We start from the raw sequence: 22,683 nt of genomic DNA on the forward strand, positions 1-22,683 counted from the left end.
TGCGCGCGCTCACGGAAGCGTCGCGCGCGCTCGCGTACGTCGCGGCGTCGCACTGCGATTTCGCGCACCGCCATCCCGACGACGCGAAGCGTGCCGAACACCAGGCGATCTACGAATACCTGGTGCCGATCGTGAAGGGCTGGAGCACGGAGCTGTCGATCGACGTGGCGAGCCTCGGCGTGCAGGTGCACGGCGGCATGGGCTTCATCGAGGAAACGGGCGCGGCGCAGTACTACCGCGACGCGCGCATCCTGCCGATCTATGAGGGCACGACGGCGATCCAGGCGAACGACCTGATCGGCCGCAAGACGGTGCGCGATGGTGGTGCGGTCGCGCAAGCGCTGCTCGCCGAGATCGCGCAGACCGTCGAAGCGCTGAAGCAGCACGATGGCGCGGCGTTCGCGTCGATGCACAGGCATCTGTCGCATGGACATGATGCGTTGCAATCGGTAGTGGCCTTTGTCGTCGCAAACGTGAAGCGCGATCCGAATGCGGTGTTCGCGGGCAGCGTGCCGTATCTGAAGCTCGCGGGCATCGTATTGGGCGGCTGGCAGATGGCGCGTGCGATGCTGGTCGCGCAAGCGAAGCGTGAGGATGATCCGTCGTTCTACGGTGCGAAGATCGCCACCGCGCAGTTCTATGCGGAGCACGTGCTGCCGCAGGCGGTGGCGCTGGAAGCGTCGATCGTCAGCGCGAACGGCGCGGACGGCGTGCTGGCGCTGTCGGAAGATCAGTTCTGAGGACAGGGTACTGACAAGCCCTATCGAAGCGGGCAGCGACATCCAACGCTGCCCGTGATGTTTCACTCAATGCGTAGCGATGCGGACAAGCAACGAAACCGCAATCGCTATCCGCTCCTTCCTTCTTCACCAGCGGCCGCCACGCGGCCCTTCCATCGCGTCCCGCACCAACACATCCCGCACCAACACATCCCGCACGGCATAGCCCGTCGAGCGTCCCGACACGTGCCGCTCACCCCATCTTCCCGCTCAACCCCTTTAGCCCTTTGATCACGACGAGCAGTGCGCGGCCGTGCTCTTCCGAGCCGTCCCATGCGTCGACGATCGCATTGCGCAGCATCTCGTTGTAGCCCGCTGCCCGGCCGCTCGCGCGGCGCGGCTCCACGCCGTAGAAACTGCATAGCTTATTGAATGATGCGCTCTTGCGTACACGCTGCCCCTCCGACAGCCGAAGCCGTGACACGGTAGGCTGGCTGACTCCAGAAAGCCTCGCGATTTCGCTGGACGAACGCGTATCCGCCAGCAAGCGGCGCATCAGGTCCTGCACGGGAAAATCGCTCTTCGGGGCTTCCATTCGACGCATTATATCTATACATTAACGCTTATTGAATTGGCCGATCAATTTTGACGAATGGCCGCCTCCCGAGGAAGTGAATGACACTGAAGCACCTACCGCCCACGTTCTGCTGGACCAAGACAGGCCACGAGTCCAGTGAAGATCTGCCTGTCGTCGTCCTTCAAAAGGAATGGGAGCGCAGGCTGGGCGGCGGGCGTTTTCTGTGGGGCGTCGGGCAGTCGCTGGGCAACAGCGCGCAAGTCGCGGCGCATCGCACGGGCTCGCTGCTCGCGCTTTTTTCGCCGGCATCGAGCAAGCCCAGACCCGTCGGCCGCAAAAAGGAAGACATGCTGCTGTGGAACGCGTGGATCGACAGCACGGGGCAGGTGCGGCAGCTTCCGCCTCACGCGTTCATCGTCAGCCGCGCGACGCTGCCTTCCGGGCAGCGCAGGGAACAGCATTACGCGCTGGTGTGCTCTTCGCCGACGGAACTGAGCATGGGCACGCGTTTGCGCGTGTACCCGGAACATCTGCGCGGCATGAGCACGGGCAAAGCGCTCGGCGCCGCGCATGGCACGGCCGTGGTCGACTGCATCGCGCGCGCGGGCAATCTGATTGGCGAGACCGGCAAGACCGGCAAGAGCTATCCGATTGCGCTCGCTATCGAACTCGAAGCGCCGTATTTCGTGCGGCTCACGCAACCCGGCGTGCTCAAGGCGCGCGATTTCGCGGAGATCAACAAGGCCACCCGCGACGGCGATCTCGCAACGTTCATCGATATGGTCGGGCGTTTGCGCAGCCGGCCGCCGCAAGAGCGCGTGCGCGGCTTCACGCGCGATCTGTTCGATATGCCGCCCATCGAAGCCATGGCTGCGTTCAGCAACGTGGCACATGCGCAACCGGGTTTCGCGACATGACTGACGTGGACGGTCAGCGAGTGTTTATATTGCATGGAACCTGGGAACACTGAATTTCCAGTGCTCGCGTTAAAAAAGCGCGTGTTGTTGTATTCCCGCCCTGGCGCTCCGCCGCGAGCGGAGAGAAAATCGGCGTGTCGCGCAATGCGTTGCAACCGCTATCCGTTCAAGTCGCTGGCTCGACCTCGTAGCTATTGCTGCACCGTAAGCTTGCGCAAGTGAAGTACACGAACCTGAAACGAAACGGAGGAATGCCTATGTCGGCGATCACACATTCGCGGCAGGCTCAAGCCGCGCAGCGCTTTGTCCAGGCGACACGAAATGTCGATCTTGCGTTTCGCGCCGTGCGCGGCGATCCGGACGACGGCACATCGAATGTCGAGTATGCAGCCGCCGTCGCGCAACTGGACCGCGCGCTCGACGAGCTTGCGCGTGCTCAGGCGCTGTTCGACTCGGCGGTTCGCCATGACGCGCGGCGGCGCAATTGAGTTCGTCACGCATGGCTACGCCCGTACGAATGGATCGTTGAACCCATCACCTTTCGAATCGCGCGAGCAATGTCTACATCAATCGCAAAACTCGACGGCCAGGCCAGAGAGCGCCTGATCGCGTGGATACGGCACAAGATGACCGAGTTCGGCATCACCGTCGACGCGATCGAGCGGTCGCTTGCCGAAGACCAAAAGTCGGCGCGCGCGATACGCTATCAGGACGCGCTCGGGCATGTCTGGGACGGCCAGGGTGACTTGCCCGACTGGCTGCGCCGCGCTGTAGCATCGGGCCAAAGCATCGACTTTTTCCGCTGCGAGCAGGGCTAGACGGAACGATTCACTGATCCCGACGCGCGCAGGCTGCGCAGCGTCAGCAGAACGAGCACGCCCATCACGAGGGCCGTGAACAGATAGAGGCCGGCAGGGCCCGCGATGGCCATCATCGCGGATGCGAGCGTCGGGCCGCCGCTCGCGCCGAACGAAAAGATCAGCAGCAGGGCGGCGCTCACGGCGATCCGCTCGTCGGCGGGAATGCAGTCGTTCACATACGACGCGACGACGCCATACATCGAAAACGCGACGGCAACGTGCAGATAACCGAGTGCCTCGATCAGCACGCCGTCGCGCAGCACGAACAGCAGGACGCTCAACGTTCCGGCGCTCACGGCGAGACTGAGCAGGACCTTGCGCCGGTCGAACCGATCGGCGATACGCGCGACGGGCCATTGCGGCACGAGCGCCGCGAGCAGCGCAAAGCCCATGAAGTGCGATACGTCCGGCACGGAATAGCCGACGCGCCGCATGAACACCGGCTGCATCGTATAGAACGCGCTGTTCAGCAGCCCGGCCGCAAGACATGCGACCACGCCGAGCGGCGCCCAGCGATAGATCGTCCGCAGCCCCGACAGGCCGCGCGCGAGACGCGAGCCGTAGGGCGCGCCGTGAGCATCGTGAGCGATGGCGGGCGCGGGCGCCGTGCCCGCGAGCGCGACTGGAATCAGCGATGCCGCAAACAGGGCGCTGACGGCGCTGAAGAGTTCGAAGCCCGCCGGGTCGGCGAGGCCGATCAGAAACTGGCCCGTGCCGACGCCGAGATAGTTCGTGATCAGATACGCGGAGAACACACGTCCGCGCTGCGCGTTGCTCGCAACCTGATGCAGCCAGCTTTCTATCACCGTGAAGATGCCGACCAGACAGAAGCCCGTGATGAAGCGCAGCGCGGCCCAGGTCGCGGCGCTGCTCCACACGGCATAGCCGAGCGCGCAGCACGCCGATGCCGCGGCGAACGTGACGAACGCGCGATGATGGCCGACGCGCCCGATCAGCGAGCCGCCATACACGGCGCCCAGCATGAAGCCGACGTAGTACGCGGACTGCACGACACCGACGACGATCGACGGTGCCTGTTGCTGGATGAGCCGCAGCGAGATCAGCGTGCCGAGCAGGCCATTGCCTGTGATCAGGATCGCGTAGCCGAGCAGCAGGATCGCGGTGGAGCGCAGGCTGCTGACGGGAGGCAGCGGCGCGGGGACGGGTGCAGGAATCGGTTCGTGCGCGGGCTCATGCGCGGGCTCATGAACGGGCGCAACCCGCGCGTTCGACGAAGGACCGCTTTCGATGAAATCGGCGCGCGGCTGCGCATCCGGCAGAGAGAATGCGCCGCACGGCTGGCTGGCCGCCGATTCGTGTGCCTGTTTCATCGTGCTCAATCTCGTTCGTCTTTCGCGGCACCCGGATCGCGACGTTTTACGGGCTTTTTACGGCTTTCTCTCGTCGAATGTAGCGGGCGCGTGCGTCGCCGGCATGGCACGAATCCGACATCGGTTTGCGGTAAAACGACTTCTCTTTCGCGTTGGTCTTTCACGAGGCGCATGCGTGCGGCCGTCAGCGCATTTCGCGCGGCGGCGCTACCATGAACGCTCGCTGCGTTGTCGCCGTCAGCGCTTGATGCGGAGCCGCCGATCATGCTGAAGCACGTGAACACCGAACTGCTGGACATCGCCTATGAAGAAACGGGCGATTCGCAAGGCTGGCCTGTCGTGCTGTCGCACGGTTTCCCGTACGACATCTGTGCGTACGACGAGGTCGCGCCGCTGCTGGCCGCGCAGGGCGCGCGCGTGATCGTGCCGTATCTGCGAGGCTACGGGCCCACGCGCTTTCTTTCCGCCGACACGCCGCGCTCCGGCCAGCAGGCCGCGCTCGCCGCCGATCTGCTCGCACTGCTCGACGCGCTGCATATCGAGCGCGCGCTGCTCGGCGGCTACGACTGGGGCGGCCGCGCCGGCTGCATCGTCGCGGCGCTGTATCCGCAGCGCGTGCAGGGGCTCGTGACCGTCAACGGCTACAACATCCAGGACATCGCGGCGTCGGGCAAGCCCGCGCCGCCCGAGAACGAGCAGCGCCACTGGTATCAATACTACTTTCACGGCGAGCGCGGCCGCGCGGGGCTCGCCGAAAACCGGCGCGCGCTGTGCCGCCTGCTGTGGACGCTCTGGTCGCCCACATGGCGTTTCGACGATGCATGCTACGAACGCACGGCTGCATCGTTCGATCACGCCGATTTCGTCGATGTCGTGATTCATTCGTACCGCCATCGCTATGCGCTCGTCGAAGGCGACCCGCGTTACGACGACATCGAGCGGCGGCTCGCCGCGCAACCGCCCATCAGCGTGCCGTCGATTTCACTCGACGGCAGCGTCGACGGCGTGATGCCCATCGGCGGCACCGCGCATCATGCGCCGCATTTCACGGGGCCTTACGAATATCGCGTGATCGGGAATGCCGGACACAACTTGCCGCAGGAAGCGCCCGCCGCATTCGCCGACGCGCTGCTCGACGTACGCACGCGCACCTGATTAGAAGCGTCTTTGCATGTTCGACGACGATCCGTCCTTGCACGCCATGTGGTAACTTTTGACGGTTCAAATCCATTCAAAAGAGCGTTGCTTATGAAAGTTGCGGTAATGGGCGCGGGCGCAGTGGGCTGCTATTACGGCGGGATGCTGGCGCGCGCGGGACATGAAGTGGTATTGATCGGACGCCCTCAGCATGTCGACGCGATTGCGCGTCGCGGCCTTCGGCTCGAAACGCAGGCATTCGACGAGCACATCCCTCTCGCCGCCAGTACGAACGCGAGTGCCGTGCAGGGCGCGAAGCTCGTGCTGTTCTGCGTGAAGTCCACCGACACCCATAGCGCCGCTGTCGCAATCAAGCCCTTTCTCGCGCCCGATACGCTGGTTCTCTCGCTGCAAAACGGCGTCGAGAATGCCGACGAAGTGCGCAGCGTCGTGCCGCAGGAAGTGGCCGCGGCTGTCGTCTATGTCGCGACTGAAATGGCGGGACCGGGGCATGCCCGTCATCATGGGCGCGGCGAGCTGGTGATCGAGCCGTCGCAGGCAGGCGCGGAAGTCGTGCAGGCGCTGATCGCGGCGGGCGTGCCGACGGAGATCTCCGACAACGTGCGCGGCGCGCTATGGGCAAAGCTGATTCTGAACTGCGCGTACAACGCGCTGTCGGCGATCACGCAGTTGCCTTATGGCCAGCTCGTGCAGGGCGAGGGCGTGAAGGCCGTGATGCGCGACATCGTCGACGAATGTCTTGCCGTTGCGAAGGCGGACGGTATCACCGTTCCCGGTGACGTCGACGCGGCCGTGCGCATGATCGCGGAGACGATGCCAAGGCAATATTCGTCGACGGCGCAGGACCTGTCGCGCGGCAAGCGCAGCGAGATCGACCATCTGAACGGGCTGATCGTGCGGCGCGGCGAAGCGCTCGGCGTGGCCACGCCGTCGAACCGGCTGTTGCATACGCTCGTCAAGCTGATCGAGAGCAAGTAGCGTGGCGTTCAGCGTTCACGATGCCTGCGCGCGTGGGGGCGTTCATGTGTTAGCGATGCGCAAGAATGTTCACGAGCTTGCCGAACGGATCGCGCACATAAAAGCGCCGCACGCCCCAAGGCTCGTCGACGGGACCGTATTCGATTGCGAAGCCTGCTGCCTTCATCGCGCTGAATGCCGCGTCCACGTCATCGACTTCGATTGAAATATCGGGCACGGGCGTGCCCGAACCGCCTTCCTGCGCGAAGCTGATTTGCACGGTCATCGACTGGTCCGAACCGTAGGTGCGAATCCAGCCGAGATCCATCAGCAAGTCGAGGCCGAGAATGTCGTGATAGAAGCGCTGCGCCTGGGCCGTGTTCTTGACCTCGACGTTCGAGACGATCCGGTTGACTTTCATCGCTCAAGCCTCACGTGGCCCGCTATTGCTGGGCCTGTTCTTCACGAAACAACGCCATCTCTTCCGATAGCGCTCTCGCTACGTGCGGGCGCGAGACGATGCGCTGGAAATACGCATCGACAGCCGGCCATTGCGCGAGATCGACGCCGCAATACTTCGCCCAGTTCAGTACGGTCGTCAGATACGCATCGGCGACGCTGAAACGATCGACCAGGTACTCGTGTGCCGCGAGATGCGTCTGCAACAGATCGAAACGCCGCTCGAGCTTCTGCCGCGCGTATTCCGCTGCTTCAGGCGGCGCGGCGGGATCGAGCACCGGCACGAAGACACCCTTGTGCAATTCCGTGCTGATAAAGCCGAGCCATTGCTGCAGTTGCGCGCGCTCGGGTGTGCCAGGTGAAGGTGCGAGCCCTGCGGCGGGATACCGGTCGGCGACGTAGGGCAGGATAGCCGTGTTTTCCGTCAACAGCCAGCCTTCGTCGGTGCGCAATACGGGCACCTGGCCGAGTGCATTGATCGCATAGAAATCGGAACCGTCGCGCAGCTTCTTCTTTTTCGTGTCGACCTGAATGAACCCGGCTGGTGCGCCGGCTTCGTAAAACGTGATGCGCGTAGCCATCGAGCACGCGAGCGGAGAAAAATACAGATCCATGGCGACGTCTCCTGATCGTTGGATTGTTTTTGTACTATAGTGAACAAAAATCGACGGTGTCAAATATTTCTATGCGAGACAGTACAAAAAACGAAAAACGCACGCGCGGCCGGCCACGCGCTTACGACGCAGACGAAGCGCTGAGCAATGCCACGGACGCGTTCTGGCTGAACGGCTATTCGGGCACGTCGCTCGACGCGCTGAGCGAGGCGACGGGCATGAACCGCCCGAGCCTTTATGGTGCGTTCGGGGACAAGCATGCGCTCTACCTGAGCACGCTGGACCGCTATGTCGAAGCGGGTGTGCAGGCAATGGAAGCTGCATTGAGCGACGACATTCCGTTGGCGCGAGCATTGCTACGCGTCTATGACGGAGCGCTCGCGCTTTACTTGCCAGCGGGCGGCGCGCCGCGTGGCTGCTTTCTGATCGGCACGGCGGTTGTCGAATCGAAAGTCGATGAAGAAGTGCGCACCCGATTGACGCAAGGACTCAAATCGTTTGATCGTGCATTCGAAAAGCGCATACGGCGCGCGCAAGCTGACGGAGAACTTTCTGCCAATGCGGATGCGGTCGTTTTGGCGCGCGTCGCGTCAGCGATCATGCATAGCCTCGCGTTGCGTTCGCGCGCTGGCGATTCGCGGGCCTCGCTGCGCGCAACGGCGGCAGAAGGAGTCGCGTTGATTTGCGGCGCGTGTAACGAGAGCACGCCGAAATCTTCCAAAGGCGTATCTGTTACGCGCACGGTAAAGTCCGCAAGGAAATAGACGATGCGCGTCGATTAGCGCGTTTCATGCTCCTTTCATCGCGTCCAACTGGTACAGGGTTTGCGCAACAACACTTGTACTAGCTACGCGATGGAGGGAGTCATGAAACTCGTCAAGCATGTCGCTATTCTTGCAGCCGTGACAGGTATTTCCGCTGCGGCTTACGCGCAAACAGCCGTCCAGCAGAATCAGCCGCTTACTCGCGGCGAAGTGAAACAGGACCTGAGAGACGTCGAAAGCGAGGGCTATCGTCCGGGCGATGGCGACCGCACCGACTATCCGCAAAACGCGCAGGCAGCCGAACGCCGTCTGTCGAAACAGCAGGGCCAGACGGAAGGCTATGGCGGCGTGATGAATGGCACGACAGCGTCGGGCATGGCGCTGCAGCTGATGGACCACCGTAACAACGACGGTACGAAGGGCGTCTATTTCGGCCAGTAAGGGCAACGTTGGTTGAGCAACTAAAGAAAGACCATTGCGCATCAGCAAGAACGGCCCGCGTGAAAATGCAACTCCGCTCTTCTGTATTGCCGCTTTGGCGTATGCATCAGTTCGCGGGAATCGTCACGATGGGCGCCTTGCTGCTCGTTTCCGCTTCGGCGAGCGCCATCAGGTTCTGGACGACCGTGAACGCGTATTTCGAATCGAAATCAGAGCGGTCGACCCAATACGTCGACGGGCCGTAGCGCACGACGGCGTATGCATCGGCGGGCGGCTTGTCGCCGTTCTGCACGATGATCGTCGGCCGCGTTTCGCCGCCGACTAGCGTGACAGTGGGCTTTGTCGAACCATCTTCGATCTTCTGATCGGGCACGTGTACCTGCGCGCCGAGATCGGTCAGGATGCCGAGCACCGAGCGCGTCAGCATTGCAATCTGATTGCCGCCGCGCGACGACTGCCCGTAAACGATTTCATAGTCGCCCGTTTTCGCATTGAGATGCAGGAGCTTGCGCACCAGTTGCAGATCGGGCGCGGCTCTTTGGGCGTCCGTCGTCGTTGCCGTGCCCAGTATCAGGTAGACGTGCTGCTCGTTCTTCACGGTACGCGACTCGACATTCAGTTCGCCTGCCATTTGCAGGCGGCGCAATGCCTGGATCAATTGAAAGAACTGCGGCGACCCTGCACTGTTTTCTCCACCGAGCGCACTACCGTTTTGCAGACCGCCGATCGATTGCGCCGAAACGCGCAGCAACAGATCGATCGGTATGCCGCCTTCGGCGAGCGGAAGGACGAGCGTCGGCGCGAGCGGGCGGATATACGCCTGCGCATAGGCTTCGCCTGTCGTCGGCGTGAATGTGAATGTCGGGTGGTTCGAGTACGACACCGTTCCCGTCACGGACGCATAGTTCGGTACGGCGCCCGAACCGGCATTGAGCGTGGACGAAGCGGATGCGTCGACGTTATAGGCCGCGATGATCTGGCTGACGGTCAGAAACGAGGGCGCGTCGGCGAAGCGCAAAGCGATGATGGCCGCGAGTATTTCCCGCTTCTTTGCTTCACCGAGTGCGCGCGAATAGTCGACCTGATCGGCCTTTAGCTGCGTCGGGCCGACGCTGCTGCATGCCGCGAGCAGGCTGGCTGCGCAGCAGACGAGTAGACCTGGAAGTCTTTTCATCGGTGTAGAAATATTTGCGTGGGTGGCATGGGCGGACGGCATGTGCCGGTAAAAGACGTCCGTGGCGAGATAGCACGTCGCGTGCCTCGCTCTCGATATGCATGATCAGCGGGAGATGTACAGCGGGGGATGTGCGACTGCGGGACGAAAAAAAGCCCGCTTGAAAGCGGGCCGCAAAATGCGCCTGACGCGGGGAATCGCGCCCGGTTTCCTACTCCATTTTGCCGCGAGCCTCTCTATTCAGGCCGCGTGCGAGATGTTTTTCGCGCTGCGCGTCACCACGTTCAGATTGCTCTCCGCGGTTTCGACCGCCTGCCGCGCCGTCTTCCAGATGCTCTCGTAAAACTCGTTCGCCGCCGCAATGGCGGTGTTCATCGCCGTCATGGCGACCTCGGCGCCCGCCGGCGCGCGCTGCGCGGCGTCGTCCAGATCGGCCTTGACCACGCCGATCTGCGATTCGTACTGCGCGGTCGCATGCTTCATGATGGCCGCCTGCGTACCCGCGATGATGTCGTACACCCGCTGGTTGTAGAGCGCGGTGCGCTCGACGACGGACAGATCGCCGGCCTTGATTGCGCTGGCGCCGGGCATCTCGCCGTTCGCCAGCGCATTCATCGCGCGCTGCGTGCCGTCGCGCAATACCTGGAAATTCAATCGAACGAGCTTCTCAAAGCCATTCACCGCTTCATTCGCGATGTCGTAGAACGTCTGAACCCGGGCTTTCTGTGCGGCAGTCACTTCGTCGATGGAGATGAACATCGCAGGGCCTCGCAAGGTTGAATGCGCGAAAGATTCACTGGCACCGATCGCTGGACGATCGATGCCAACCGGTTGCATGGGATTTGCCGTAACTCGTTATCCGTACGGCGACGGCGCGTATTCGCGTCGCGTGACGTCATGGCTGCGCAGCGCCGAGCCGCGCGAGCAGCGCATGTCCGCGGTCAGTGACGCACGGAACAATGCAGGGCGCGTCAGGCAGGCCGATGATGATCAGATCGCGATCGGCCAGCGCGATCAGGTCAGCATGATCGAGGTCCGACTGATGTTTCGCGTCCTTGATAAGCATGAGCGTCGCAAATTCGTGTGGGCTGAGCACGTGTGTCTCCTGAAAGGCGCATCGCGCCCGCTCGCATGCATAAGTGACCTTTGAATGCATTTGCGAGCGGTAAATATTGATTCGATGTTTTCCGTCCGAAGATGCTGCAACATCGACGGGGTACTCATACTAATGCGGCAATTGTCAAATTTCAATCGGAATTAGCGGTATATTTGCGACCGGTTTTGTCGCGGGAATGCGCGGCAATTATTGCCTGCGCAAACCGCAATTAACAGGAAAATGTACCGGTGTCTTTTCTGTTAACTGGCAATCGTTTGCCTGCGTCTCGCGCCTGAGATCCTGCGCGCCTCACAAGCATTATGTGGAACATGACATCAAATAGTCACACTTTTAAGTATCGATACGCGATCCAAACATCTCTGTTTGCGGGGATTAACTCGCAATCATTTTTGCGGATTTGCTTAAAACTGGCGGTGCTGGATTTGAATCATAGATAAAGCGTCGCTTTAAGAGTGAATATTCACTTTTCCGTGGGAAGGAAATTATATTAGTCATAATCGGGCTATGGTCCGATGCGCGAGGGCTTAAAAATCGGCGCTATTTTTAAGGCCGTTTAAAACCGGCTGTGAGCGATTCACCGTTCGCGGCTAAAGCCCCGTTGTTCGCGCCCCTTCTCGCGCATGGCGATTTTCTCCATGTTATTTTTGCGTCAGCCAGGCTGCGTGCAAAACGCAGACGGGCAGCCGGACCGACGGCACGTCGAACCCTCCGACATGGCAGAACTCGCCACGCCGGATGTTTTCGCCGCCAAACAATGACAGGGCACAGGAAATGGACCGCTTCGAGGCAATGGAGATCTTCACGCGCGTGGTAGATGCGAACAGCTTTTCAAAGGTATCTGAAATGCTCGATTTGCCGCGCGCAAAAGTGAGCAGAACGATTCAGGCGCTGGAAGAGCACGTAGGCGTGCGTCTGCTGAATCGTTCGACGCGTCAGGTCAGCGTCACGGAAGACGGCGCGCTGTTTTACGAGCGATGCGTGCGCATTCTCGCCGAAGTGGCGGACGCCGAATCGTCGTTGTCGAACAAGCGCGAGAGTCCGACGGGCACGGTACGCGTCGATACATCGGGCACGCTTGCGCGCGCGTTGCTACTGCCTTCGCTGGAAGACTTCTATCAACGCTATCCGCAAATCGACGTGCGCCTGGGTCTCGCCGACCGCAATATCGATCTGATCCAGGACGGCGTGGATTGCGTGATCCGCATGGGCATGCTCGAAGAGTCGAGTCTCGTTGCGAAGCGCATCGGCAATGCACGCATCGTCACGTGCGCGTCGCCTGCCTATCTGGAACGGCATGGCACGCCGAAGACCCTCGAAGAACTCAGCCATCATCAGGCGGTGAATTACGTGTCGGCGCGCTCGGGAAGAACCTTTCCATTCGAGTACAGCGTCGGCGGAGAAGTGGTGAGGGTGCAGATGAAGAGCGTGCTGGCCGTCAATGACGGCTCGGTCTATATCAATGCGGGTGCGTTGGGGCACGGCATCATCCAGCCGTCGCGCTTCATGGTTGCCGATCTCATCAGGCAGGGCGCGCTGCGGGAAATTCTGAGCGAATACAACATTCCGTCGACGCCGCTTTCGGTTGTCTATCCACATCGCCGCAATCTCAGTTCGCGACTGCGCGCGTTTGTCGATTGGGTATCGGAAATCGCGCAGAAGAACCCCGATCTGCGCATCACGCAAGAGTGACGCTCGCGCTTGCCTGCTGCGCAATCCGACGCAACGCAAAATGCAACGCAACGCAATGCTACGCAGCAGGCAACGCCGCTCAGACGTAGTTCAAGGGCTCGGCGGGATGCGGCGCATTTTCATATGCGCCCCACACCGTCTGATCGAAGTTGACGATCGAGCCCGTCATCAAGCCCGATTCGTCGCTTGCGAGAAACGCGACGGCGCGCGCGGCCTCCGCTGGATCGATCAGTCTGCCGAACGGCTGTGCGGCGGACGCCTGTTGCAGCCAGTCGTCGGTTGCGCCGTGAAACTCGCGTTGAATGCGGTCTTCGCCGGCTGAAGCCATCCACCCCAGGTTCAGCCCGTTCACGCGAATACGATTGCGCAATAGCGCATACGCGGTGTTCTGCGTGAGCGTCGCGAGCGCGCCCTTGGATGCGCAATACGCGGAAATAAACGGCTGCCCCGCCTTCGCGGACATCGAGCCGATATTCACGATCGTCCCTTCGATACGCTCGCGCAGCATCACGCGAATCGTGTCCTGCATCAGAAAGAACGGCGCGCGTACATTGGTCGCGAAGATGCGGTCGAAGAGCGCGGGATCGGTATCGAGGATCGTGCCGCGATCGGTCAGTGCCGCCGCATTCACCAGTACGTCGATGCGCCCGAATTGTTGATCCGCAGTGGCGACGACGTTATTGCAGTCATCCACATTCGCGAGGTCGGCCTGCACGAACACGACCTTTGCGCCACGCGCTTCGCCGAGCTGGCTCAGTTCGCGTGCTTTCGCTTCGCCTTTCTCTTTCGCGCGGCCGCAAATGACGATGCCGCGCGCGCCGCGTTCGACGAATAGCGCGGCAATGGCGGCGCCTAGCCCTTGCGATCCGCCCGTAACAATGGCGATCTTCGAATCGAATTGGCTCATGTGTTGTCTCCTGTCATTCGTTCAATGGTGAGAGCAAGGTACTGCTATGAATAGCGGAATAACGCGGCTTGCTGCGCGCGCGGCGTCGATGCGATCATTGTGCTATTCCGATCACAACGAATCCGATCATGACCGAGTCCCGCCGCCGCAAAACGAGCATGAGTGACATCGCGCGCGCGGCGGGTGTCAGCGAGGCGACAGTCGATCGGGTATTGAACGGGCGCGGCGGCGTATCGCGCGACAAGGAAACGCGCGTGCTCGAATGGGCGCGCAAGCTGAAAATCGATCGCGCGCTGGAATCCGTGTCGGTGCGCTGGCTGCGCATCGCGATCCTGTTGCAGCAGCCCGTCGCGCAGTACTACGTGCATCTGAAGCAGGGTTTCGAGCTCGCGCAAAAGACGTTCGAAACGCAGCGCGTGATTTGCGCGGTCACGTACTTCGACAGCCTCGAACCGCATGCCGTCGTCGAAGCAATTGAGCGGGCGACGCGCAAGGCCGATGCACTCGTGATCGTCGCGTATGAGCATCCGGATATCACGGCGGCACTGCGCCATGTGAGCCACCGAATGCCCGTCGTCACGCTTGCAAGCGATCTGCCGGGCACGGGCCGGCTCGCGTATGTGGGCATCGACAACCGTTGCGCGGGGCGCGTCGCCGGCGAGCTGATGGGCCGTTTTCTCGGCGATGCGGGCGGCAAGGTGCTCGTGATGACAGGCATGCATGATTTTCTCGGCCATGAAGAGCGCGAAAGCGGTTTTCGGTCCGTGCTGCGGCGACGCTTTCCAGCTTGCGACATCGTCGAGACAGTCGAGAGCCGCGAGCAGTCGTCGATCACCGAAAGCCTGACGCGCGACGCGTTTCGCCGCTATCCGGACCTGCGCGGCATCTACAACATCTCGGTCGGCGACGAAGGCATCGGCAACGCGTTGCGCGCAATCGACTGCGTGCACAAGACCGTGCTGATCGGACACGAACTCAACGACACATCGCGACGCCTTCTGATCGAAGGCGTGCTCGATGCCGTGCTCGATCAAAACCCGATCGGAGAAGCGCTGCATTCGATTGAAATCATCCTGCGTCACTATCATCGCGATCCGGGCGTCACGTTGGCGCAGCAGATTCCCGTGTCGGTGTTGTTGCGCGAGAACCTGCCGCTTACCGATTGATCGCGAGCGCGGGCGCTTCGTCCCGCTTCGCTTCGTCCCGCGTCACGTCATTCCAAAGATCGCGTATCCAGTCGCGCATCAGCAGCGATTCGGCCCAGCGGTCGGTCGTATCGTTGCCGTCGCGCCCGATGATCGCGTAGGGCTTCGGTCCGAGTTCGCAGGTGAACACGAGCGTGTCGTCCGGGCCTGCGCGTTTGCGCCATGAAACGAAACCGTCGCGCCACCAGCGCAGAAACAGATCGACCCACATCCGGTGAGGCTCGAATGAAATCTCGATCTGCACCTGCTCGCGGCTCGCGACGCGCCCATGAAACGCCCACGAATGATCGATGATCCGTTGCATCGCCGCTTCGTTTTCTTCGTTCACGGGCCACGCGAATTCGCGGCCGACGAGGTAATGCGAAAGATCGCCGAGCAGACGCAGATCCGGCCTTTCATCGAGCAGATCGAGCGTGAAGTGCAGATCGGTCGTCATGCGGTCGCGATGCGTTTCGATGTAGACGGGAATGTCCACCTGTTCCGCGAGCCGCTGCCAGCCGTCGATCAGAGCGAGCGCATCGGCGAGGCGACGCGGCCTCACATCCGGTTGCAGGTCGATATGATGCGCGCCGAACGCGACAGCGTGTTCGAGGATCGGGCAGAGGTCGTCGACCGTGCGCGGAAAGCATTGCGCTTCCGCTTGCAGTCCGTATGGCGCGAGGACTTGCGCGAGGCGCCGCACATCGTCGCGCGATCCATACGACGTACTCACGCCTTCGAAGCCCGCTTGCGCGATCATCGCGACGTTTTCTTCGAGCGAGCGCTCGAAGCCATCCGTATGACGGCGCTCCATGGCCCACAGCGATTGATAGACGGCAAGCCGTTGCGTCATACCGCCTCCGCGGCGACGAGCCCCTTCAGCTTGACGGCGGGATCTTCGAGCTTTGCAGGCTCGATGCGTGCACGTTGTGCGATCAGCGCTTGCGCAACGCGCACATCGCGCGCGATCTCGGCGAGCTTGCCGACGCCGCTTGCGCCGACCAGCACGCCGTCGCGATCGAGCGCGAAGAAAATGCGCGACGTCGCGCCCGTTTCGCGCACGACGGTTTGCACGCCGAATGCGGGCATGCCGGCAATCTGGATCGCCATGTCGTATTGATTCGACCAGAACCACGGCACTTCCGAATACGTTTCGCCACGCTCCAGCATGTTGCGCGCGACGATGCGCGCGTGGTCCTCGGCGTTTTTCCAGCATTCGAGCCGCATGCGCCGCCTGAACAGACGATGCGGAAATGAACACACGTCGCCTGCTGCGAAGATATGCGGGTCGTTCGTGCGCAACGTATCGTCGACGGCGATGCCATCCGCGACGTCGATGCCCGCGGCTTCCGCCAATTCCGTGCGCGGCTTCACGCCAATGCCGACGACCACGCAATCGCACGCGATCTGCGTGCCGTCCTTGAGCTTGACGCCCGTCACGCTCGTCGTGCCCATCAGCCGTTCGATCTGCGCGGCGAAATGAATCTTCACGCCCATCTCGCGATGCCTGTCGATCAGATAGCCCGCGACGACTTCCGGCACCGCGCGCATCAGCGCCCGCGCGCCCGCTTCGATGACGACCACTTCGCAGCCGCGCGCAACGGCCGACGCCGCGACTTCGAGGCCGATGAAGCCCGCGCCGACAATCGCGATGCGCCGCGAAGGCTGCAATGCTTCGGCGAGCGCATTGGCGTCGTCTGCCGTGCGCAGCAGATACACGCCTTCGAGATTCGCGCCCGGTAATTCGAGCCGCCTCGGCTCGGCACCCGTCGCGATCAGCAGGCGCTGATAGTCGATGCTGCGTCCATCCTTCAGGATGACCTTGCGCGCGCCGCGATCGATCTGCTGCACGCATGCATCGACACGCAGATCGATGCGTTGATCGCGATAGAACGCTTCGTCGTAGAACGCGCATTGCGCTGTGCTTCGCTCGCCGAGCAGCACGGCTTTCGACAGCGGCGGCCGGTCGTAAGGGGCCGTGCATTCGTTGCCGAGCAGCGTGATCTCGCCATCCCAGCCGTTTTCACGCAGCGCATGAGCGGTGCGCGCGCCGCATTGGCCTGCGCCGATGATCACCATCGCGGGACGTGTACTCATGACGCCTCCTGCGCGGGAAGGCCAAGTAGTACTTTGCCGTTTTCGACACGCACGGGGTACGTCTTCAGATGCACGCACACGGGCGCGCTCATCGCCTTGCCGCTGGGAATGTCGAAACGACCCTGGTGCAGCGGACATTCGATTTCGCCATTTACGACGAAGCCATCGGCGAGATGCGCCTGCTCATGCGTGCACCAGCCGTCCGACGCATAAAAGCCGTCCGCGATCCGATAGACCGCGTAGCTCGCACCATCGTGATCGAAGCGCATGACGTCTTCTTCGTCGATATTGTCGGGCGCGCACGCCGCAATCCAGTGGATCTTTGCATTCGTTTCGACGCTCATGGTGCTCTCCTTTCCTCCAGAGTTCTTCTACGTCAGGCAGCGGGAAGATTTCGTTCGATCACATGCGTGGGGTCCGTGCGCTGCTTCCACAACGCGGGCACCATTTCGCGGTACGCCGCATACACACTCGGATACGCGGGCGGCAACTGGTCCTTGATCGCTTCGTGAAGACGCGGCAGCGCATGGAACGGCACCATCGGCAGCAGATGATGCTCGAGGTGATAGTTCATGTTCAGATAAAGAAAGCGGAACACGAAGTTGGTATGCACGGTACGCGTATTCAGCCGATGATCTTTCACGTTGACGGCAAGCCCCGCATGCTGCGTGAGGCCCAGCAGTTGATGCAGCCAGCCGCCATAAAAGCGCGGCGTCCACACGAACATCAGCGGGAGAAAGCTGCGCATTGCAATCGCCAGTGCGATCGTGCCGATGACGATGGCCAGATAAGTGCGGCACGACCATATCATCTTGGGTTTTTCGCTTGCGGGCAGAAAGGCGTCGGTGGCGGCGTCGACGCGGCCAAATGCGTGGCGCACGATCTTCTTGATTTCGAGCGAGCTGCCGACCAGTCCGACGAAATCGAGGATGATCGGCAGTACTTTCGTTGGTCGCGTGACCTGAATTTCCGGGTCGCGCGTCTGGAAGTACGTATGCGTGTGATGGCGCGCATGACTCCAGCGCCACCAGTAGCCTTCGCGGATCGTCATGAACGACGACAGGTGGTAGAGCGCGTCGTTGATCCAGCGTGTCTTGAACGGCGTGCCATGCGACAGCTCATGCCAGCGCGCGTCGCTCGACGAATAGATCGTGCCGTAGACGAAGAACGCGGGCACCGCCCACCACGTGCCCCACGCAAAGGCCGCCACCGCGCCCGACGCGACGAGCAGCGCGAGCCACGGAATAAAATTGCGCAGGCCCGCGGCATCGTCGCGCTTCATCAGCTCCTTGAGTACCGCGCGCGGAATGCGCGGCTGATACCACTGCTGCGCAATGCGCGCGTCGAAGGACGAGTCGTCTGTCTGGGGCGCCGTCGCGCGGCCATCGACGGCTGAAGTCGAGGACATGAGTTGTCTCCTTACTCTGGTCCCATGCAAGTTTGTTGTTGCATGCTTTGCGTTTGCGGGTTTTCCGTCAGCGGGCGGCTTCAGGACTTATTCCGTTTGCACAAAGATAGTAGAAGGAGAGCTTGGCCTCACGCCGAAAAATGATGGATTTCCATCATGTCGCGCGGACGACTTATGGATGGCGCAGTAAAGCGGGGCATGGGAGGCTCAGGGGCGCAACAGATCGAATCCGCCGAACACGATCACACCGCTCAATACGATGAGCGAAACCGAGTGCTGGCCGAAATAGAGGAGTGCTGCGGCGGACCACGTCGTCAGGCAAAAGGCGGCAATGCGCTTCATGCGGGTACTGCTCGAACAGAGCAACTGCGAATTAAGGGTTTTCCCTGTATATCATAGTTCTTCCCGGCAGGTGTTTTTGCGCGGCTGAAATGAAAAGCGGGCGACATGGCCTTTCGAAAACCATGACGCCCGCTTTCCAAGCTCGCGCGCGTTACCGAACGCGCGTGACTGCCATCATCAGAAGATGTTGCGGATGCCGATCGAGACGCCCGTCTGGTTCGATGTGCCGGGAAGTTCGACCGTCGCTGCGCCTGTGACCTTGTTGAAGTCGACAGTGCCATACACTTCCGTGCGCCTGGACAGCGCGTATTCCGCCACGGCCACGCCTGTGTAGCGGTTGCCGCTGCCGAGCGCGCCGCCGCCGATTGCCGCGTTCTTCATGTGGTCATAGTAGAACGCGCCCGTCAGCAGTAGAGCGGGTGTTGCTTGCCACGTCACGCCTGCGAACGGACCGTCGTCCTTGCGGCCGGAGCCCTTCAGGATGTCGACGCCGAGCGTCAGATCTCGCTGCGAAAGTGTGCTGTCGACGAAGCCCGTGTCATCCTTCGAATGCAGATAGCCGACATAGATCTTCGCGGTGCTGAACGCATAGACGGCATTCGCGTTGAAGATCGTCTGCTTGTGATTCGAGTTGTCGCTGTTCTGTTGCACGCCTGCTGCGACGCTCAGCGAGCCGAGCGTATACGACGCCGTGAAACCGTACATGTTGCCCGCGCCGAGGTGGCCCGGAATCTGGCCGGAGAAGCCATTTGCACCCGTCGACGTCGAGTCCGTGCCGAACGAGTACATCGCCTTGACGTTCAGACCGCCGAACTTGCCGTCGTATTTCACTGCGTTGTCCGCGTAGAGGCCGGCGCCCAATGCAACGGGCAGCCACGCGTTTTCGAAGTAGTTGCCGACGGTGAGAGGATCGTACGTATCGCCGAGCAGATCGAACAGCGGCGTCTTTTGACGGCCAAGCGTCAGCGTGCCGTAGTTGCTCGACAGGCCGACATAGGCCGCGCGATTGAAGAGGCGCTTGCTATCCGACTGCGCGCCGCTTTGCAGATCGATGCCGCTCTCCAGCTGGAAGATCGCCTTCAGGCCGTTGCCCAGATCTTCGGAACCCTTCAGGCCGAAACGGCTGTTCGTAATCGCGCCGTTGGTCATGAAGAGGCGCCCGTCGTTGTTCGCGTTGGAGTGCGTCAGATAGCGAATGCCGACGTCCGCGACGCCATACAGCGTGACCGAGCTTTGCGCGAATGCGGACTGGCAGGCGAGGGCGATCGCCGATGCGCCCAATGCCGCGGCGGCTCGTTTGAGTTGTTTGTTCATGGTTGTCTTTTCATCTGTTGAGAACCCTGCGTGAGCTTTTTGTTTTACGCGCGACGAGTGAGCCGATCTGCATTTGCGTCGCCAATGCGTGAGTTGCGAATCGCGCATTGCAAACCGTCAGGCTGATTGCGAGAGTCTCCCGGCCCGTACGCGCCTCGCTCGATGCAGGCAGGCGGACTTTTATCACAACAATTTCGGCGACGCCGCGAGCGTGACAATAGTGTTGCGCCGATGCCTCAATTGCGGCGAGTTGCTCTCCGTTGCGAGTCCAGTAACGAAAAAGGGCGGCCAGTGGCCGCCCTGCTTGACAACTCGCAAAGTGTACTTAGACGCGATCGATCGAGTACTTGCCCGGACCCGTCACGAACAACAGCAGCAGTCCGCCGATGATGCTGATGTTCTTGTAGAAGTTGATCATATTGACGAAATGCTCCATGCCCGTTTGCGTCCAGAAGTGGTGGCCGATAAACGCAGTGGCAAGCGTATAGACGGCAAGCAGCAGCGCGAGCGGGCGCGTCTTGAAGCCGATGGCAATCACGATGCCGACCGCCAGTTCCATCACGACGGCAATGATGGCGGCCACGGCGGGCACGGGCGCACCCGTTGCCGCCATGTACTGCTCGGTGCCCGAGAAGCCGGTGAGCTTGCTCCAGCCAAACAGCACGAAAAGCACGACCAAAAGCACACGTCCGATGAGCAGTAGTGCGTCCTTGCGTTGTTCGATAAAAGCGTTCATGTTCAATGCCTCTTTCAAGTTAATTGTGCCGCCAGCGTCTGCCGCTTACGACCACAGTTCCGATACTTCGTTATTGCGCAGGTCGAATACGAGTACTTCCGCGTCCTGCCCATCCGTCACTTCGAGTCGGCGTTCGTTGCGAATGCGCGCGCCGTCGCCTTCTTTCAGTTCGACGCCGTTCACCTTCACGCTGCCGCGTGCGACATGCACATACGCGTAGCGGTCAGCGGCGATATCGACGCCCGCCGTTTCGCTGCCGTCGAGGAGACCGGCATACACGCGCGCGTCCTGGCGCAATTCGAGCGACCCGTTCTCGCCATCGGGCGACAGCACGAGGCGCAGCGTGCCGCGCTTGTCCTGCGCAGAAAAATTCTGCTGCTGATAGCGCGGCGTCGCGCCCTTCACCGACGGCGCGATCCAGATCTGCAGGAAGTGCACCGGTTCGCTTGCCGAATGGTTGAACTCGCTATGCGCGACACCCGTACCCGCGCTCATCAACTGCACGTCGCCGGGGACGATCACCGATCCCGTGCCCATCGAGTCCTTGTGTTCGAGCGCGCCTTCCAGCACGTACGAGAAGATCTCCATGTCGCGATGCGGGTGCTTGCCGAAGCCGCGGGCCGGAGCCACGCGGTCGTCGTTGATCACGAGCAGGTCGGAGAAGCCGATCTGCTTCGGGTCGTAGTAGTTCGCGAACGAGAAGGTATGGCGCGAACTGAGCCAGCCGTGTTCAGCGCGCCCGCGGTCATTTGCGTGTCTGATGTCGATCATTTCCCACCTCCGTTTATCGATTGCCTTTGCTTCTCATGACAGTGACGGTGTCGTTGTCTGAAGCGGTGAAAGAAGTGTAGGTCAATCTGGATGACTGTAATCGACGTAAAATGGGAATCACTGTCGCGTTTTTGTGGACAAAAGAGGCGTAACCCAATGCAGCTAGACGATCTGAGAATCTTCGTCGCCACCGTCGACGCGCGCAATTTCACGGCCGCCGCGAGCCGCCTGCAGCTGTCGAAGCAGTTCGTCAGCCGGCGCGTGATGGCGCTCGAAGCGAGCCTCGGCGTGCGCCTGCTCGTGCGCAACACGCGCAAGCTCGCCGTGACCGATCTGGGTTACGAGTTCTATCAGCGCGCGACACGCATCCTCGCGGACGTGGAAGACGCCGAGCAGGCGATGTCGTCGGGGCGCTCGGACCCGCGCGGGCTGCTGCGGGTCAGCGCGCCGATGTCGTTCGGCATGATTCATCTGTCGCCGCTCGTGGCCGCATTCCTGCGCGCGAACCCCGATGTGCGCATCGACATGGATCTGAGCGACCGCGTCGTCGACGTGGTGGGCGAGGGCTTCGACATGGCGCTGCGTATCGGCACGCTGGCCGACTCGACCCTGATCGCGCAGAAGCTCGCGGAAATGCGCATGGTGTCGTGCTGCAGTCCCGCTTATCGCAAGGCGCGCCGCCCGCCCGCGACGCCCGACGATCTCGCGCGCCACGCGTGCCTGCTATATGGGCAGGAAGGGCGCACCGGCTGGGAGTACATCGTCGATGGCGCGAGCAAGACGATCGAAGTGCACGGTCCGCTGCGCGTGAACAATGGCGAAGTGATCCGCGACGCAGCGATCGCAGGGCTGGGCATTGCGCGCCTGCCGGAATTCATCGTGGCCGATGCACTGGCAAGCGGCAGGCTCGTCGAAGTGCTCGACACATTCGTCTCGCCGCCGTTGACGCTCTATGCCGTGTACCCGCAGCACAGGCAGGCTTCCGTAACGATCCGCGCGTTCACGCAGTTCCTGCGCGACCGTTTTGCCAAGGCATTGCGCAAATAACCTGCAACCCATTTGCACGCAGTGAGGCCGGTCAATCTTCCGAGAGACCCTAGGACCGGTAGCCCCGCCAGCACTTTTGAAAGTTTTCGCAGATAATGCG

At 61.6% G+C, this 22,683-nt stretch carries 27 protein-coding genes; 12 read left to right on the forward strand and 15 right to left on the reverse strand.

Going from position 1 to position 22,683, the window contains the following annotated elements; all coding sequences use genetic code 11:
• On the forward strand, positions 1–740 hold a 740-nt coding region (locus GCT13_RS32395), incomplete at its 5' end, for an acyl-CoA dehydrogenase (protein ID WP_193727808.1).
• A gap of 232 nt (positions 741–972) precedes the next feature.
• On the opposite strand, the gene GCT13_RS32400 is transcribed toward GCT13_RS32395, so the two are convergent.
• Positions 973–1,314, reverse strand: coding sequence for a helix-turn-helix domain-containing protein (locus tag GCT13_RS32400; protein ID WP_152765165.1), 342 nt, complete (start codon positions 1,312–1,314; stop codon positions 973–975).
• A gap of 80 nt (positions 1,315–1,394) precedes the next feature.
• Here GCT13_RS32400 and GCT13_RS32405 point away from each other — a divergent pair, with 80 nt between their 5' ends.
• The 3 genes from GCT13_RS32405 to GCT13_RS32415 all read left to right on the forward strand — a co-directional run bounded on the left by GCT13_RS32405 (position 1,395) and on the right by GCT13_RS32415 (position 3,031).
• Positions 1,395–2,213 (forward strand): hypothetical protein, encoded by an 819-nt coding sequence (locus GCT13_RS32405; protein WP_152765167.1) that lies wholly within the window; start codon positions 1,395–1,397, stop codon positions 2,211–2,213.
• A 257-nt stretch (positions 2,214–2,470) separates the two neighbouring features.
• The gene (locus tag GCT13_RS32410) at positions 2,471–2,701 is read left to right on the forward strand and encodes a hypothetical protein (RefSeq protein ID WP_152765169.1); all 231 of its coding nucleotides are present in this window, start codon (positions 2,471–2,473) and stop codon (positions 2,699–2,701) included.
• 69 nt (positions 2,702–2,770) lie between these two features.
• Entirely contained in the window at positions 2,771–3,031 is a 261-nt protein-coding gene (locus GCT13_RS32415; RefSeq protein WP_152765171.1) for an H-NS family nucleoid-associated regulatory protein, read from the forward strand.
• Here GCT13_RS32415 and GCT13_RS32420 read toward each other — a convergent pair.
• Positions 3,028–4,404 carry an MFS transporter gene (locus GCT13_RS32420; RefSeq protein WP_152765173.1) on the reverse strand — a complete coding sequence of 459 codons (1,377 nt, stop codon included), beginning with the start codon at positions 4,402–4,404 and terminating at the stop codon, positions 3,028–3,030. The genes GCT13_RS32415 and GCT13_RS32420 overlap by 4 nt on opposite strands.
• Before the next feature lie 264 nt (positions 4,405–4,668).
• Here GCT13_RS32420 and GCT13_RS32425 point away from each other — a divergent pair, with 264 nt between their 5' ends.
• Complete coding sequence (locus tag GCT13_RS32425; RefSeq protein ID WP_152765175.1) at positions 4,669–5,559, forward strand: alpha/beta fold hydrolase; 891 nt, start codon at positions 4,669–4,671, stop codon at positions 5,557–5,559.
• Between the two features lie 93 nt (positions 5,560–5,652).
• Positions 5,653–6,540, forward strand: a complete 888-nt coding sequence (locus GCT13_RS32430) for a ketopantoate reductase family protein (protein WP_152765177.1) — start codon at positions 5,653–5,655, stop codon at positions 6,538–6,540.
• Between the two features lie 49 nt (positions 6,541–6,589).
• Here GCT13_RS32430 and GCT13_RS32435 read toward each other — a convergent pair whose 3' ends face one another.
• On the reverse strand, positions 6,590–6,940 hold the full coding sequence (locus GCT13_RS32435) for a VOC family protein (RefSeq protein ID WP_152765179.1): 351 nt from the start codon (positions 6,938–6,940) through the stop codon (positions 6,590–6,592).
• 22 nt (positions 6,941–6,962) lie between these two features.
• A complete protein-coding gene (locus tag GCT13_RS32440) occupies positions 6,963–7,592 on the reverse strand; it encodes a glutathione binding-like protein (protein WP_152765181.1) in 630 nt (209 codons plus the stop codon).
• 71 nt (positions 7,593–7,663) lie between these two features.
• Here GCT13_RS32440 and GCT13_RS32445 point away from each other — a divergent pair, with 71 nt between their 5' ends.
• Positions 7,664–8,356, forward strand: coding sequence for a TetR/AcrR family transcriptional regulator (locus tag GCT13_RS32445; protein WP_152765183.1), 693 nt, complete (start codon positions 7,664–7,666; stop codon positions 8,354–8,356).
• 102 nt (positions 8,357–8,458) lie between these two features.
• The gene (locus tag GCT13_RS32450) at positions 8,459–8,797 is read left to right on the forward strand and encodes a DUF4148 domain-containing protein (RefSeq protein WP_193727809.1); all 339 of its coding nucleotides are present in this window, start codon (positions 8,459–8,461) and stop codon (positions 8,795–8,797) included.
• A gap of 106 nt (positions 8,798–8,903) precedes the next feature.
• Here the strand turns inward: GCT13_RS32450 and GCT13_RS32455 are convergent, their stop codons facing one another.
• Both GCT13_RS32455 and GCT13_RS51350 read right to left on the reverse strand, forming a co-directional pair.
• Complete coding sequence (locus GCT13_RS32455) at positions 8,904–9,971, reverse strand: hypothetical protein (protein WP_152765187.1); 1,068 nt, start codon at positions 9,969–9,971, stop codon at positions 8,904–8,906.
• A 240-nt stretch (positions 9,972–10,211) separates the two neighbouring features.
• Positions 10,212–10,586 (reverse strand): phasin family protein, encoded by a 375-nt coding sequence (locus GCT13_RS51350; RefSeq protein ID WP_407670893.1) that lies wholly within the window; start codon positions 10,584–10,586, stop codon positions 10,212–10,214.
• Between the two features lie 130 nt (positions 10,587–10,716).
• Between GCT13_RS51350 and GCT13_RS51355 the strand changes: the two genes are divergently transcribed.
• Positions 10,717–11,121, forward strand: coding sequence for a hypothetical protein (locus GCT13_RS51355; RefSeq protein ID WP_193727811.1), 405 nt, complete (start codon positions 10,717–10,719; stop codon positions 11,119–11,121).
• Positions 11,122–11,859: 738 nt separating this feature from the next.
• Positions 11,860–12,777, forward strand: a complete 918-nt coding sequence (locus GCT13_RS32470) for a LysR family transcriptional regulator (RefSeq protein WP_152765193.1) — start codon at positions 11,860–11,862, stop codon at positions 12,775–12,777.
• 79 nt (positions 12,778–12,856) lie between these two features.
• Here GCT13_RS32470 and GCT13_RS32475 read toward each other — a convergent pair whose 3' ends face one another.
• On the reverse strand, positions 12,857–13,684 hold the full coding sequence (locus GCT13_RS32475; RefSeq protein WP_152765196.1) for an SDR family oxidoreductase: 828 nt from the start codon (positions 13,682–13,684) through the stop codon (positions 12,857–12,859).
• A 128-nt stretch (positions 13,685–13,812) separates the two neighbouring features.
• Between GCT13_RS32475 and GCT13_RS32480 the strand changes: the two genes are divergently transcribed.
• Positions 13,813–14,850, forward strand: coding sequence for a LacI family DNA-binding transcriptional regulator (locus GCT13_RS32480; protein WP_152765198.1), 1,038 nt, complete (start codon positions 13,813–13,815; stop codon positions 14,848–14,850).
• Here GCT13_RS32480 and GCT13_RS32485 read toward each other — a convergent pair.
• From GCT13_RS32485 to GCT13_RS32515, 8 genes are all read right to left on the reverse strand, one after another.
• Positions 14,840–15,721: a sugar phosphate isomerase/epimerase family protein gene (locus GCT13_RS32485; RefSeq protein ID WP_152765200.1), complete on the reverse strand. Its 882-nt coding sequence runs from the start codon at positions 15,719–15,721 to the stop codon at positions 14,840–14,842. The two genes, GCT13_RS32480 and GCT13_RS32485, sit on opposite strands and share 11 nt — an antisense overlap.
• Positions 15,718–16,965, reverse strand: a complete 1,248-nt coding sequence (locus GCT13_RS32490) for an NAD(P)/FAD-dependent oxidoreductase (protein WP_152765202.1) — start codon at positions 16,963–16,965, stop codon at positions 15,718–15,720. Before GCT13_RS32490 ends, GCT13_RS32485 begins: the two co-directional genes overlap by 4 nt.
• The gene (locus GCT13_RS32495; protein ID WP_152765204.1) at positions 16,962–17,309 is read right to left on the reverse strand and encodes a non-heme iron oxygenase ferredoxin subunit; all 348 of its coding nucleotides are present in this window, start codon (positions 17,307–17,309) and stop codon (positions 16,962–16,964) included. Before GCT13_RS32495 ends, GCT13_RS32490 begins: the two co-directional genes overlap by 4 nt.
• 32 nt (positions 17,310–17,341) lie before the next feature.
• Complete coding sequence (locus GCT13_RS32500) at positions 17,342–18,373, reverse strand: fatty acid desaturase (protein WP_152765206.1); 1,032 nt, start codon at positions 18,371–18,373, stop codon at positions 17,342–17,344.
• 207 nt (positions 18,374–18,580) lie between these two features.
• Positions 18,581–18,715, reverse strand: coding sequence for a hypothetical protein (locus GCT13_RS50620; RefSeq protein ID WP_265335314.1), 135 nt, complete (start codon positions 18,713–18,715; stop codon positions 18,581–18,583).
• Between the two features lie 177 nt (positions 18,716–18,892).
• Positions 18,893–20,029, reverse strand: coding sequence for a porin (locus tag GCT13_RS32505; protein WP_152765208.1), 1,137 nt, complete (start codon positions 20,027–20,029; stop codon positions 18,893–18,895).
• Positions 20,030–20,354: 325 nt separating this feature from the next.
• Positions 20,355–20,765 (reverse strand): DoxX family protein, encoded by a 411-nt coding sequence (locus GCT13_RS32510; protein ID WP_152765210.1) that lies wholly within the window; start codon positions 20,763–20,765, stop codon positions 20,355–20,357.
• 45 nt (positions 20,766–20,810) lie between these two features.
• Positions 20,811–21,536: a pirin family protein gene (locus tag GCT13_RS32515; RefSeq protein ID WP_152765212.1), complete on the reverse strand. Its 726-nt coding sequence runs from the start codon at positions 21,534–21,536 to the stop codon at positions 20,811–20,813.
• Positions 21,537–21,692: 156 nt separating this feature from the next.
• On the opposite strand from GCT13_RS32515, the gene GCT13_RS32520 reads away from it, so the two are divergent.
• On the forward strand, positions 21,693–22,583 hold the full coding sequence (locus GCT13_RS32520) for a LysR family transcriptional regulator (protein WP_152765214.1): 891 nt from the start codon (positions 21,693–21,695) through the stop codon (positions 22,581–22,583).
• Positions 22,584–22,683: the final 100 nt, after the last annotated feature.

This window comes from Paraburkholderia franconis (genome assembly GCF_009362735.1).
Lineage (GTDB): Bacteria > Pseudomonadota > Gammaproteobacteria > Burkholderiales > Burkholderiaceae > Paraburkholderia > Paraburkholderia franconis.

What these genes read in the sequence shown, in the direction of transcription:
- GCT13_RS32400 (WP_152765165.1), bottom strand. Translation starts at nt 1,314, where the DNA reads ATGGAAGCCCCGAAGAGCGATTTTCCCGTGCAGGACCTGATGCGCCGC.
- GCT13_RS32405 (WP_152765167.1), top strand. Translation starts at nt 1,395, where the DNA reads ATGACACTGAAGCACCTACCGCCCACGTTCTGCTGGACCAAGACAGGC.
- GCT13_RS32410 (WP_152765169.1), top strand. Translation starts at nt 2,471, where the DNA reads ATGTCGGCGATCACACATTCGCGGCAGGCTCAAGCCGCGCAGCGCTTT.
- GCT13_RS32415 (WP_152765171.1), top strand. Translation starts at nt 2,771, where the DNA reads ATGTCTACATCAATCGCAAAACTCGACGGCCAGGCCAGAGAGCGCCTG.
- GCT13_RS32420 (WP_152765173.1), bottom strand. Translation starts at nt 4,404, where the DNA reads ATGAAACAGGCACACGAATCGGCGGCCAGCCAGCCGTGCGGCGCATTC.
- GCT13_RS32425 (WP_152765175.1), top strand. Translation starts at nt 4,669, where the DNA reads ATGCTGAAGCACGTGAACACCGAACTGCTGGACATCGCCTATGAAGAA.
- GCT13_RS32430 (WP_152765177.1), top strand. Translation starts at nt 5,653, where the DNA reads ATGAAAGTTGCGGTAATGGGCGCGGGCGCAGTGGGCTGCTATTACGGC.
- GCT13_RS32435 (WP_152765179.1), bottom strand. Translation starts at nt 6,940, where the DNA reads ATGAAAGTCAACCGGATCGTCTCGAACGTCGAGGTCAAGAACACGGCC.
- GCT13_RS32440 (WP_152765181.1), bottom strand. Translation starts at nt 7,592, where the DNA reads ATGGATCTGTATTTTTCTCCGCTCGCGTGCTCGATGGCTACGCGCATC.
- GCT13_RS32445 (WP_152765183.1), top strand. Translation starts at nt 7,664, where the DNA reads ATGCGAGACAGTACAAAAAACGAAAAACGCACGCGCGGCCGGCCACGC.
- GCT13_RS32450 (WP_193727809.1), top strand. Translation starts at nt 8,459, where the DNA reads ATGAAACTCGTCAAGCATGTCGCTATTCTTGCAGCCGTGACAGGTATT.
- GCT13_RS32455 (WP_152765187.1), bottom strand. Translation starts at nt 9,971, where the DNA reads ATGAAAAGACTTCCAGGTCTACTCGTCTGCTGCGCAGCCAGCCTGCTC.
- GCT13_RS51350 (WP_407670893.1), bottom strand. Translation starts at nt 10,586, where the DNA reads ATGAATGCGCTGGCGAACGGCGAGATGCCCGGCGCCAGCGCAATCAAG.
- GCT13_RS51355 (WP_193727811.1), top strand. Translation starts at nt 10,717, where the DNA reads ATGGAGATGAACATCGCAGGGCCTCGCAAGGTTGAATGCGCGAAAGAT.
- GCT13_RS32470 (WP_152765193.1), top strand. Translation starts at nt 11,860, where the DNA reads ATGGACCGCTTCGAGGCAATGGAGATCTTCACGCGCGTGGTAGATGCG.
- GCT13_RS32475 (WP_152765196.1), bottom strand. Translation starts at nt 13,684, where the DNA reads ATGAGCCAATTCGATTCGAAGATCGCCATTGTTACGGGCGGATCGCAA.
- GCT13_RS32480 (WP_152765198.1), top strand. Translation starts at nt 13,813, where the DNA reads ATGACCGAGTCCCGCCGCCGCAAAACGAGCATGAGTGACATCGCGCGC.
- GCT13_RS32485 (WP_152765200.1), bottom strand. Translation starts at nt 15,721, where the DNA reads ATGACGCAACGGCTTGCCGTCTATCAATCGCTGTGGGCCATGGAGCGC.
- GCT13_RS32490 (WP_152765202.1), bottom strand. Translation starts at nt 16,965, where the DNA reads ATGAGTACACGTCCCGCGATGGTGATCATCGGCGCAGGCCAATGCGGC.
- GCT13_RS32495 (WP_152765204.1), bottom strand. Translation starts at nt 17,309, where the DNA reads ATGAGCGTCGAAACGAATGCAAAGATCCACTGGATTGCGGCGTGCGCG.
- GCT13_RS32500 (WP_152765206.1), bottom strand. Translation starts at nt 18,373, where the DNA reads ATGTCCTCGACTTCAGCCGTCGATGGCCGCGCGACGGCGCCCCAGACA.
- GCT13_RS50620 (WP_265335314.1), bottom strand. Translation starts at nt 18,715, where the DNA reads ATGAAGCGCATTGCCGCCTTTTGCCTGACGACGTGGTCCGCCGCAGCA.
- GCT13_RS32505 (WP_152765208.1), bottom strand. Translation starts at nt 20,029, where the DNA reads ATGAACAAACAACTCAAACGAGCCGCCGCGGCATTGGGCGCATCGGCG.
- GCT13_RS32510 (WP_152765210.1), bottom strand. Translation starts at nt 20,765, where the DNA reads ATGAACGCTTTTATCGAACAACGCAAGGACGCACTACTGCTCATCGGA.
- GCT13_RS32515 (WP_152765212.1), bottom strand. Translation starts at nt 21,536, where the DNA reads ATGATCGACATCAGACACGCAAATGACCGCGGGCGCGCTGAACACGGC.
- GCT13_RS32520 (WP_152765214.1), top strand. Translation starts at nt 21,693, where the DNA reads ATGCAGCTAGACGATCTGAGAATCTTCGTCGCCACCGTCGACGCGCGC.